Source organism: Spirulina subsalsa CS-330, assembly GCF_028330765.1.
GTDB lineage: Bacteria > Cyanobacteriota > Cyanobacteriia > Cyanobacteriales > Spirulinaceae > Spirulina > Spirulina subsalsa_A.
Genome location: NZ_JAQMTY010000219.1, coordinates 1 through 10,744, shown reverse-complemented (window position 1 = coordinate 10,744; position 10,744 = coordinate 1). Strand labels below are relative to the sequence as shown.

Here is a 10,744-nt window from a genome sequence, read left to right as displayed (position 1 = left end):
GTGCATCCCAGTTATGCAATCCCTCACCCAACCCTCTCCCTCAGGAGAGGGCTTTTGGCTCCTTTCTCCTGCGGGAGAAGGGCTGGGGATGAGGGTGCTCCCTGGCGAGCCATGGGAATCTGCAAAAGTGGGATGCACCCTTAGCGAGCTTGGAATAAATGCACATCCCGCTGGGGAAAGGGAATCTGAATTCCGTTGGCATCAAACCGTTTTTTCACGGTCTCCGTAATGTTAAACCACACTGTCCAATAGTCCTGTTGACGCACATAGGGACGCACCGCAAAATCCACGGAACTTTCATTAAGCGTCAACACCCCGATAAAGGGCGGCGGATCATGGGTAATCAGGGGTTCAGCTTGCACGATTTCCCAAAGAATTTGCTTGACTTGATCAATATCGGAGCGGTAACTCACACCGAAGACGAGATCAATGCGACGGTAGGGTTTACTGGAGTAGTTAATGATTTTTTCGTTGGTGAGTTTTGAGTTAGGAATAACGACGACAATATTTTGGAGGGTGCGCAGTTTGGTGGTGAGAATTTGAATTTCTTCGACGGTTCCTTCGACTTCGCCGCCTTCGATATAGTCATTCACACGAAAGGGCCGAAAAATAATAATTAAAACCCCCGCCGCGAAGTTAGATAGGGAGCCTTGGAGGGCTAGCCCAACGGCAAAAAAACCGGAGGTGAGGGCGGCGATAATGGCGGTGGTTTGGATGCCTAAATGGCCGAGGACGATGACGGCTACGAAGGTGAGGGAGCCAAAGTAGGTGAGGTGGACGGCAAAGGAAACAAGGGTTTCGTCAATGCCAGCTTTGCGCATCAGGTTTTGGGTGGTGTGCTGGAGGAGTCGCGCCCCACGCAAGCCGATAAAGGCAATGATGATCGCGACGAAGAGTTTCAACCCAAAGGTGGCGATGATTTCCTGAAGTTCAAGAAGAAGCTGCTGTAAATAGTTGATCCGGAGGAGTTGTTCAAGGTTGTCTAGGGTTAACTCTGGCGGCATGATTTCAGTTACTATCCATGAACGAATCATAATAAATGAGGAGAGAGGGGTGATCTCACAAATGATCAGGATTGATTTTTCAATCCTGGGTCTTGATTAGAAAAATAGGGGTGTTTTGGGGCGTGTTAATGCGGTCACGGGAGATGGGCAGGATGTGCGCCCTGGGCTGAAGCGTTGACGCGATCGCAACCGCATTTTCTCCCGTGTCAGAATAGATGCGATCGCCAGCTTAAATCTTGCTTAAATTCCGTGTAAAACATCCGAGTATTTATACTCAGTTGACTTTGGTGAATCAACGTAAAGTTTTTTATGATCAACGGACTGCGTGGAAAGGCAACTGTTACGATAAGTTCGACTGATTAAACCGTTATTGATTCCGAATTGAACGCCCATGCCGACGATGAAACATTACAGTGATCACTGGATTACCGAATGGTGTGCTGACAATGGTTGGACGGAGCTTTTCCAAGAACGCCCCGGACACTATTGGGCATTTCCGCCCGGTGCTGTAATGCCAGAACCGATTCCCTCTTCTGTATTACGCTCGATCAAGGCGGCGAAAGGCTGGTGCGAAGAAGAACGCCTCGTGGTCTGGACGGGGGCGATCGCGGCCCTCGTGTCCTTGGTCTTGAGCTATTTCACCCACTCGCCGATGCCCCTTGTGTTTGCCTTTGCCTGCGGTGCGGTGATGAGTGCCTTACTCGAAGTCGAAGAGGATTAAGGCACGCCCGTAACCAGAATTCGCCAATGGTATGGGCGGCTTCTCTGTCCAAACAAAACCCTCCCCAAAGATTGAGGAGGGCTTTTGATGCGTTGAGGCCATGAGCCATTCAGTCAAGATCTAGATGTCGCCCCCATTGAACGCAAGCAGGAAGACAACAACGGGCCCTGCGATTACAATGAGTCCTAAAAATCCTAGTTGAAAAATGACTTCGTAGTTGATTCCACCGAAAAAGCTAAATAAAGCATCCATAATTTTTTCTCGCCTACTTTCAACCCGATTAAGAGCTAAACCAAAATTCATCGTTAATAGTACCTGATTCTGGGGACGTGCTAAATCCCTTTCTCAGTAACGATACAAAAGTATACAGGAAACGATACCAAGGTGAAACCCTATGTCCCAATGGCTTTGCATTCAGAACTGTGGCGCGTGCTGCCACCTTGATCCGAGCGATCGCCCCGACTTGGCTGACTATCTCACCCCGGATCAACTCGACCAATACCTGAGCATGGTGGGGGACAATGGCTGGTGTCAACATTATGATCACGCGGCCCGGATTTGTACGATCTACGCCGATCGCCCTTCCTTTTGCCGGGTGCGTCCGGATACCTTCGCAACCTTGTATGATGTGACGATTGACGAATTTGATGCCTTTGCGATTGACTGTTGTGAGCAGCAAATTACGGGGGTCTATGGGCCGAGCAGCCCCGAACTTGAACGCTACGAAGCGGCGACGAGTGACCCGGATTAGCCCGGTGGTTTCCTCAACTCAATTCCGGCTCATTCTGGCTCCGGTGCGATCGCATCACCCCATTACCACGAGGAGACAAAGGGGATGAATTTTGGGAAATGGTTGGGATTTTGTTGTTTGGTGATTGCCCTGTATATCCTGTGGCAAATTCATCAACTGTTGCTCTTGATTTTTTCGGCGGTGGTGTTGGCGACGGCGCTGAATCGCTTGGTGCGGAAGGTTTTAGAGTGGGGTATGCCCAAACGGGGCGGGGCGGTGGGGTTAACGCTGTTGATTGTGCTGGTGGCGACGGTGCTGTTTTTCTGGCTCGTCGTGCCGCCCTTTGTGGATCAGTTTCAAACCCTGATTGACCTGTTACCCCAGGCCTTTAGTCAGGTGCGATCGCAAATTGTCCAACTCGAACGCTTCTCCGAACTGACCTTTGACCCCCCCACCTGGCGCGATCTCCTCAACCAACTCCAGCCCCTCGGCTCGGTACTCTTGAGCTTCTTTTCCAGTTCCGTCGCCACCCTCCTCCAATTGCTCTTAGTGCTCGTCCTCACCCTGATGATGCTGGCCAATCCCCCCGACTACCGCCAAGCCTTTATCCAGCTCTTTCCCTCCTTTTATCGACGGCGCACCGATGACATTCTCACCCGCTGCGAAATCGCCCTCGGCAGTTGGCTCGAAGGGATGGTGATTAATTGCCTATTTATCGGGATTATGAGCGGTGTGGGTCTCTTAGTCTTGCAGGTTGATTTTGTCTTGGTTCATGCCCTGCTCGCGGGGGTGTTGAACTTTATCCCCAACATTGGCCCGGTGACGAGTGCCATTTTTCCGATGATGGTGGCGTTGCTCGATGCGCCGTGGAAAGTGTTGGCGGTGCTGATTTGGTATTTGGTGATTCAGAATATTGAGAGCTATTGGCTCTCACCAACGGTGATGGCGAAACAGGTGTCACTCTTGCCGGCGGTGACCTTGACGGCGCAGATTTTCTTTGCGCGATCGTTTGGCCTGTTGGGGCTGATTTTGGCGTTGCCGTTAACGGTGGTGGTGAAGGTGTGGATCGAAGAAGTGCTATTTGCCGATGTCCTCGATCGCTGGCAACTGTCCACGGTGTTAGGCATTGCCGCCGAGCCGGAACCCCTGCCCTCCGAAGTGCCTCAAGCCTTGCCCGAATCAAGCCCATAAGCCTGCTTCGGGGGGGAGGGGTCGATTCGCCCTGTCGTGAATCCCGGTCATTCCGTTTTAAAATTAAAGTGTGTTACAAAAATACACGCGCTCTCCCCCTCTTGCCCTTTATTTTGACTTTTTAACCCCGATCTTGATTCACGCTGAAACCCTCGATCTTCTCGACTGGCCGCGCCTGTGCCAACACCTCGCCACCTTCACCGCGACGGAATTAGGTGCGATCGCGGCTCGTCATCTGCCCATCCCCACCACCCAGGCCGCTAGCCAAACCCTCCTCACCCAAACAAAAGAAGCCTACGCCCTCGAAGACCGCTTACCCCAAGGCATCCCGTTTAAAGGGATTCACGATTTTGGCGATGCCCTCGAACGGGCCGAACGTCAAGGGGTGCTCAAGGGGGACGAACTGCTCAAGATTGCCACGACCCTAGCCGGAGCGCGACAGTTGCGGCGACTGATTGCCGACCAAGAGGATACGCCCAGCCTGGAAACCTTGGTGGCGGATCTGCGCACCTATCCGGAACTAGAACAGGCAATTCACCACTGTATTGATGAGCGGGGCGATGTGACCGATCGCGCCAGTGAAAAACTCGTGGCGGTGCGGGGGCAGTTGAAAGGGGTGCGCGATCGCATCCAGGAAAAATTGCAACGGATCATCCAACGTCAGGGCGGAGCCTTACAGCAAGCCGTGATCACCCAGCGGGGCGATCGCTTCGTGCTCGCCGTCAAAGCCCCCCAAAAAGACCACATTCCCGGTATCGTTCACGACACCTCCAGCACCGGATCGACCCTGTTCATCGAACCCCACAGCATTGTGGAATGGGGCAACACCCTCCGCCAACTCCAACGCCAAGAAGAGCGCGAAATTGAAATCATCCTGCGGCAACTCACGGAGCAAGTGGCCGAGGTGTTGGAGGATCTCGAAACCCTACTCGCGATCGTCACGGTGTTGGATCTCGCCACCGCCCGCGCCCGCTATGGTCTGTGGCTCGAAGCCAACCCCCCCCACTTTATCGACCCCACCGAACCGATCACCCTGCGGCATCTGCGTCACCCCCTCCTCGTCTGGCAAGCCCAACGGGAACAGGGCGAAGCGGTGATCCCGATTAACGTCCAAATTCGCCCCGATATCCGTGTCGTGGCGATTACGGGGCCGAATACCGGCGGCAAAACCGTGACGCTAAAAACCATCGGGTTAATGGCCTTAATGGCGAAGGTGGGGATGTTTATCCCGGCACGGGAGCCGGTGGAATTGCCCTGGTTTGATGGTGTCTTTGCGGATATTGGCGATGAGCAGTCGTTAGAGCAGAGTTTATCGACGTTTTCCGGGCATATTCGCCGCATTAGTCGCATTTTCGACCAGATGACCCCTCAATCCTTGGTGTTGCTCGATGAGGTGGGGGCAGGAACTGATCCCAGCGAGGGGAGCGCCTTGGCGACGGCGTTGCTCTACCATTTGGCGGATCGGGTACGATTGGCGATCGCCACCACCCACTACGGCGAATTGAAGGCGCTGAAATATCAAGATTCCCGCTTTGAAAATGCCTCGGTGGAATTCGACGAAGCCACCCTCGCCCCCACCTATCGCCTGCTGTGGGGGATTCCGGGGCGGTCTAATGCCCTCTCGATCGCCCAACGGTTGGGTTTGAGTGAGGCGATTATCGCAGCGGCACGGGCGCAGATGGGCAATGATTCCGAGGATGTCAATCAGGTGATCGCCGGACTCGAAGCCCAACGCCGCCAGCAAGAAGAAAAGGCCCAGGAAGCGGAAAAACTCGTGGCCGAGGCGGAGCGGTTCTATCGTGAAGTCTCCGAACGGGCGCAACTGTTGCAGGAACGGGAACAGGATTTAAAGCGATCGCAAGAACAGGCCGTCACCGCTGCGATCACCGAAGCAAAATCCGAAATCGCCCAGGTGATCCGCGACCTCCAACAGCGCCCGAAAAAGGGCCAAACCGCCCAAAAAGCCACCGCAGCGATCAATGCGATCGCCCAGCGTCACCTCCCCAAAGCCGAACCGAAACGCAAACCCGGCTACTACCCCAAAGTGGGCGAAAAAATCCGCATCCCGCGCCTGGGGCAAACGGCGGAGGTCTTGGCCCTAGAGGAAAACGAGAAAGCGATCGTGCAATTCGGCCTAATGAAAACCACGATCCCCCTCAGCGACATCGAATCCCTCGACGGCAAAACCGTCGAACCCCCCGAACCCCCCAAAGCCAAGACCCCGCCCGCCGCGAAAACCCCACCCCCCCGCGCCATGGTGAGGAGCGATCGCAACACCCTCGACATTCGTGGCCATCGCGTCAGCCAAATGGAATCGGACGTAGAAACGGGGATCAATCACGCCACCGACCTCGGCATTCTCTGGATCATCCACGGCAAAGGAACCGGCAAACTCCGCCAAGGCGTTCACGATTTCCTCGCCACCCATCCCCAAGTGGAACGCTTTGAACTCGCCCCCCAAAACGAAGGCGGCAGCGGCGTGACGGTAGCCTATTTACTCTGACGGGTGGGATCAGGCTTCACCTCGCGCAGCTAAGGCTACTTTGAGACAAGCCCTAACGCCTTGCCAATCACGTTCAGATAATTGACCAATGACCACTAAATTCGATGAGCGGGGCAATGTCACGATAAAGCTACGGAAAACGGATGCAACTCTTAACCCTGCGGTTTGCCAGTCTTGAAGTGCATAGTCTGTGACCCCTAAACCCTTTGCCTGCGAGGTCACTAACCCAATAATTACATCAGGGCGATTAGAGTGATACTGTGCTGATGAAATCACCACTGCGGGACGACGCTTAATACCCGTAACACCGGGAAAATCAACGGTCACAACATCACCTGGAGTGAATCTCACACCATCTCCTCGTCATCAGAGAAAATTGCTGCGGTATGTTGGAGAGAATGAACCGTAAGGTCAAGTTGATCCTGTTTTGTCCACGCATCGCTATCGTCAACCATATTGGTATTGTTTTGAACTAAATCGTTCAGAATGAGTGTCACCAAACGCAGGCGATCTGCGGGTGGCAGAGTATGAGTAATCTGACTGTAAATTTCCTGTATGGTAGTGGGCATCATTTGTTTCCTCTGAATTTATCCTGCTGTAATTGCCTGAACCAGCTACCCCAATCGCGCCATTGATTGAAATCACCCCCAAACACTTATGGTGGCAGCGGTGTTACGGTAACCCATTGGCTGTGATGCTGGGGGGGCGATCGCATACCCGATATGAATAGCCCCCCAGCAGCAGATTACCAATGTTCATACTCACTCAGATCGATAGCATCCCCTGACACAACATTTTCGACTTTTACTACAGTACCGAGTGATGTAGGAGTAAAAGAGTATCGATACGCACCATGCATAGCCCCGTAGTCCGGACACGGTTGTCCTTGCTCAATACTGGCTTGCATTGATTTGATTTCCACCGTACTCAGTATTCTCTCTCCTAAGCCTCTACCCGTCTCAATCTGCTTGGTTGCTATTTGAGTGTCAATTGCCAACATCCACTGCTCTAAGCGCACTTTTTGAGATTCTAGAATGTGAAATGTGAGATAGGTTTTGGGGTGGTTCATATTTTCACTAAAGTAATAGGGAATGTCATTCATGTCTACAGGTCACACTGTTTTACTGAACAAAGCCAAAGCGGGGGATGCACACGCGATCGCAAGCTTGATGAATCGTACCCTGGAAAAAAAGGCATCACAGCCTACGTCAGTCGCACCAAGCATCATTTAACGATCACCCTCGAAGCCATAGAGCCGACTGGATCGCAACAGGTAAAGCCGTGGCTTGAACGGGCGTTACGGATAAAACTACCGAGGGTTGTTTTTCAGTATTTCTACGGAGTGAAGGGGCTTAACCATAGGGGAAATAGCGGGTTTTGTCAAGATCAGCCTGGTGTGATCCGGGGATGATCTTTCATCATAGGTAGGGTGGTCTGTACCGTGAAGATGTTCTTTAACAAGGGAGCGATCGCTCATGACTCTGATTCACCGGTCAACCGAGATCATCAAAACACCGCGATCCCCATTCCGGATGACTCAACAACAGTTACGCACGACGGTTTTCGCGTTCACGGTTTCAGTGTTGAGCATCGTGACGCTGGCCTTGGTGTCCGTGGTGTTTAGTTTGGCGGCTTTGGCGCGTACCAATAAAGAACAAACCTTGATCACCCTCCAAGCGACGCGAATGTGTCGGGCCTGTGATTTGTCCCATGTCAATCTTGCCGGACAGCATTTGGTGGGGGTGGATCTCCGGGATGCGGATCTGAGGGGGGCAGATTTAACCGGGGCAAATTTGGCAGGGGCTGATTTGACGGGCGCAAATTTACAGGGGGCGACTCTCACCCTGGCGATGCTGACGGGGGCAGAGTTGACGGAGGCAAACTTGTCCCAGACGACTTTGCACCATACGATTCTCAATCATGCAATTTTGCGGAGGGTTGATTTCACGGCTGCCACACTCCATAACGTACAACTGATTGGCGCGGTGATGGATGGCCTGATCTTGACGGATGCCCGCGTTTTCAATGCTCAACCTTTATAGGACTAGGACTTCTCGGGTATTACCCAAGGCCATCAAAAAAGGAGTGCGATCGCACTCCTTTTTTTGCAAGTCATCATGAACAGTCTGGCTCAATCATTCACATGACTAGACTTCGTAGGGGGCTTGGCCAGAGAATTTGATCGTCACTGGTTCAGGGTTGCTGCCAATGTTGCGATCTTTTTTCCCGGCAAACTCGCGGCCTTCATTCACTTTTTCAGGGAACACGCCATCTGCGGGATGCAGATATTGAGTTTCCCCATTGGGAAAGACGCGGTAGATTTTAAACTCTTCCAGTTTGGGCTTGAACTTGGTGCGTAGTTGCGTACCTAGGGCAAGGCATTGCTCCTTACGGGCAAAGTACAAGAGGTTTTCGCCTTCGTGCATGATGGCAGCGCCACCCGTCGGCATTTCAAACACTTGCTCTTTGTCGCTTGTCCAGGTGATCGCGTACTTCTCTTCCGTTTCCGCTTTCGTCAACAAGCCGCCTGTGCTACCACCAAACTTGGGAGTTTGTCCAGAAAGTGCTTCTGTCATAAACGTCTCTCTAAACGATGTGATGTTTAGTCGAATGCTATCACTGTGGGTGAAATTCACCGGGGTATTTGTCAAGAACTGTAACAGTTCGTGAGAAAGTCGTCTTGAAAACGGGGCTTAGGGTTGGGGAGGCGCGGGGAGGGGAGCGATCGCACATCCAGTTCAATCGGGCGAAGATAGCCCCAATAAACGCTAGGGCGTGGGTTTTACGGCCATTGCAACGCAAATATTAAATTATATTTCGGCATTTCCGTGACTCCCATGCAGATTTGAGCGATCGTGATACCGTCTAGAAGTGTTGACCCAGTGTCATTCTTTTATTTGGAGGACGTTTATTTTGATGACCCCTGCATCTCTTCCTGAAACCGAAGTCTGCCGCGAAGACATCTGCGAATATGTGGCCCAACTTCAGCTTCATATGACGTTGCAAGCCCGTAATCTTGTCCCATCCTTAACCCAACTTCCCCAACATCAAGACAGTCGGAGTCAACTACTCCACGACACCCAAGTCCAAATCGAAAAATTTGCCTCGCGTCAATGGCTCTAGGGTTCACCCTCTCCACTCCATGACCCAGCCTTGAATCCAATGTTCTGAACGTTGAGTGGCATTGAGCCACACCCCCGCACCCCACGGCAGCCTGTCGGTGGGTTGTTTCTTTGGTGAGCGATCGCAATGAAGAGCGCTCCTCAATCCATCGTAAATCTAATATCTCCACCAACAAGGGGCTTAAGCCCCTTGCCTGTTCATGAATCAAACAGGATTGCTAAATAAGATCGCAATGAACAAGAGTGAACAATTAACCGATGTCTGAGCAACAATTACGTAATACCCTCCATAAACTTGATGGCGCAAGCTACGGCGCGTATAAATCCTTGAAGGGTCGCTACGAGTTGGATGATTTCACCCTCTCCATTGATCATGTCCAAGGCGATCCCTTTGCGGCTCCGAGTCGGGTGCATGTGGAAATCCCTCAGGCGATCGCAAAGTTTCCCCCCCAGTTATTTAATACGCCATCCCGTGAAATTGCCCTGCGGGACTATCTGCTGCGGCGATTTGCGCGGGTGGCGGCGGATTTGAGCGGACGGCGGGGCAGCGGTAAGAGTGGCGCGATTGAAATCCTCTCAGTGGGGCAAGAGGTGCTAGAGCAAACGGCGGTCTGGGTGGATGCGCGGCGGGTGGAGGCTCGGTTTACGGTGGGACTGCCGGCCCAGGGGCGGCGAATTTTGGGGCGACAGGCGGCGGCGTTACTCTGTGAGGATGTGCCGGAAATTGTGGCGCGATCGCTCCTGGCTGAGTCCCTCGATCTCGCCGCTGTGCAGCGTCATGGGGAAACGATCGAAGATGCCGACGCACTGCGGGGCCAACTGGCAGACCGGGGCTTGATCGCCTTTGTGGCCAATGGGTCAATTTTGCCGCGTCGCAGTGGGGTGGATGCGCGGCCCTTGGGACAGGAGGCGATCGCCTTTCAATCACCGCCGGAACTCGAATGCGCATTAACCACCCCGAATCGAGGCATGATCCGAGGCATGGGCATTCCCCAGGGAATTACCGTCATCGTCGGCGGCGGCTACCATGGCAAGTCCACACTGTTAAAAGCGGTGGAGTTGGGGGTCTATAACCATCTTCCGGGGGATGGGCGCGAGGCGGTGGTCAGCGATCCCGCAGCGGTCAAAGTCCGGGCCGAAGATGGGCGATCGGTGGTGGGGGTGAATATTTCGCCGTTTATTAATCACCTGCCCCAAGGCCGATCGACGCGCCATTTTTCCACCCCCAACGCCAGCGGCAGCACCTCCCAAGCGGCGAATATTATCGAAGCCCTCGAAGCGGGGGCGCAGGTGTTGCTGATTGACGAAGATACGGCGGCGACGAATTTTATGATTCGCGATCGCCGCATGCAACAGTTGATCGCCAAAGCCAACGAACCGATCACGCCCTTGATTGATAAAATTCGCCAACTCTGGACGGAGCGGGGGGTATCGAGTCTTTTGGTGATGGGGGGGAGTGGCGACGATTTTTTT

The 10,744-nt window shown here is 53.2% G+C and carries 12 protein-coding genes; 7 read left to right on the top strand and 5 right to left on the bottom strand.

The window, feature by feature from the left end:
* Window positions 1-140: 140 nt before the first annotated feature.
* Complete coding sequence (locus tag PN477_RS15255) at window positions 141-1,004, bottom strand: mechanosensitive ion channel family protein (RefSeq protein ID WP_272117979.1); 864 nt, start codon at window positions 1,002-1,004, stop codon at window positions 141-143.
* A 400-nt stretch (window positions 1,005-1,404) separates the two neighbouring features.
* On the opposite strand from PN477_RS15255, the gene PN477_RS15250 reads away from it, so the two are divergent.
* Entirely contained in the window at window positions 1,405-1,725 is a 321-nt protein-coding gene (locus PN477_RS15250; RefSeq protein ID WP_417158834.1) for a slr1957 family protein, read from the top strand.
* Window positions 1,726-1,845: 120 nt separating this feature from the next.
* On the opposite strand, the gene psb30 is transcribed toward PN477_RS15250, so the two are convergent.
* Window positions 1,846-1,977 (bottom strand): photosystem II reaction center protein Ycf12/Psb30, encoded by a 132-nt coding sequence (gene psb30, locus PN477_RS15245; protein ID WP_072620388.1) that lies wholly within the window; start codon window positions 1,975-1,977, stop codon window positions 1,846-1,848.
* 142 nt (window positions 1,978-2,119) lie between these two features.
* On the opposite strand from psb30, the gene PN477_RS15240 reads away from it, so the two are divergent.
* The 3 genes from PN477_RS15240 to PN477_RS15230 all read left to right on the top strand — a co-directional run bounded on the left by PN477_RS15240 (window position 2,120) and on the right by PN477_RS15230 (window position 6,149).
* Window positions 2,120-2,476 carry a YkgJ family cysteine cluster protein gene (locus PN477_RS15240; RefSeq protein WP_272117976.1) on the top strand — a complete coding sequence of 119 codons (357 nt, stop codon included), beginning with the start codon at window positions 2,120-2,122 and terminating at the stop codon, window positions 2,474-2,476.
* 84 nt (window positions 2,477-2,560) lie between these two features.
* Window positions 2,561-3,646, top strand: a complete 1,086-nt coding sequence (locus tag PN477_RS15235; RefSeq protein ID WP_272117974.1) for an AI-2E family transporter — start codon at window positions 2,561-2,563, stop codon at window positions 3,644-3,646.
* Window positions 3,647-3,779: 133 nt separating this feature from the next.
* Window positions 3,780-6,149 (top strand): endonuclease MutS2, encoded by a 2,370-nt coding sequence (locus tag PN477_RS15230; RefSeq protein WP_272147401.1) that lies wholly within the window; start codon window positions 3,780-3,782, stop codon window positions 6,147-6,149.
* A 9-nt stretch (window positions 6,150-6,158) separates the two neighbouring features.
* Here PN477_RS15230 and PN477_RS15225 read toward each other — a convergent pair whose 3' ends face one another.
* Together PN477_RS15225 and PN477_RS15220 are read right to left on the bottom strand one after the other, a co-directional pair.
* Window positions 6,159-6,500: a type II toxin-antitoxin system PemK/MazF family toxin gene (locus PN477_RS15225; protein ID WP_417158833.1), complete on the bottom strand. Its 342-nt coding sequence runs from the start codon at window positions 6,498-6,500 to the stop codon at window positions 6,159-6,161.
* Window positions 6,501-6,894: 394 nt separating this feature from the next.
* Window positions 6,895-7,251 (bottom strand): hypothetical protein, encoded by a 357-nt coding sequence (locus PN477_RS15220; RefSeq protein WP_272117966.1) that lies wholly within the window; start codon window positions 7,249-7,251, stop codon window positions 6,895-6,897.
* A gap of 430 nt (window positions 7,252-7,681) precedes the next feature.
* On the opposite strand from PN477_RS15220, the gene PN477_RS15215 reads away from it, so the two are divergent.
* Window positions 7,682-8,191, top strand: coding sequence for a pentapeptide repeat-containing protein (locus PN477_RS15215; protein ID WP_272117964.1), 510 nt, complete (start codon window positions 7,682-7,684; stop codon window positions 8,189-8,191).
* Window positions 8,192-8,296: 105 nt separating this feature from the next.
* Here PN477_RS15215 and psaD read toward each other — a convergent pair whose 3' ends face one another.
* Entirely contained in the window at window positions 8,297-8,725 is a 429-nt protein-coding gene (psaD, locus tag PN477_RS15210) for a photosystem I reaction center subunit II PsaD (protein ID WP_072619423.1), read from the bottom strand.
* Between the two features lie 340 nt (window positions 8,726-9,065).
* On the opposite strand from psaD, the gene PN477_RS15205 reads away from it, so the two are divergent.
* Together PN477_RS15205 and PN477_RS15200 are read left to right on the top strand one after the other, a co-directional pair.
* Complete coding sequence (locus tag PN477_RS15205; RefSeq protein WP_272117962.1) at window positions 9,066-9,272, top strand: hypothetical protein; 207 nt, start codon at window positions 9,066-9,068, stop codon at window positions 9,270-9,272.
* A 257-nt stretch (window positions 9,273-9,529) separates the two neighbouring features.
* Window positions 9,530-10,744 (top strand): ABC-ATPase domain-containing protein (locus tag PN477_RS15200; protein ID WP_272147399.1); only part of this gene is annotated, 1,215 nt, incomplete at its 3' end.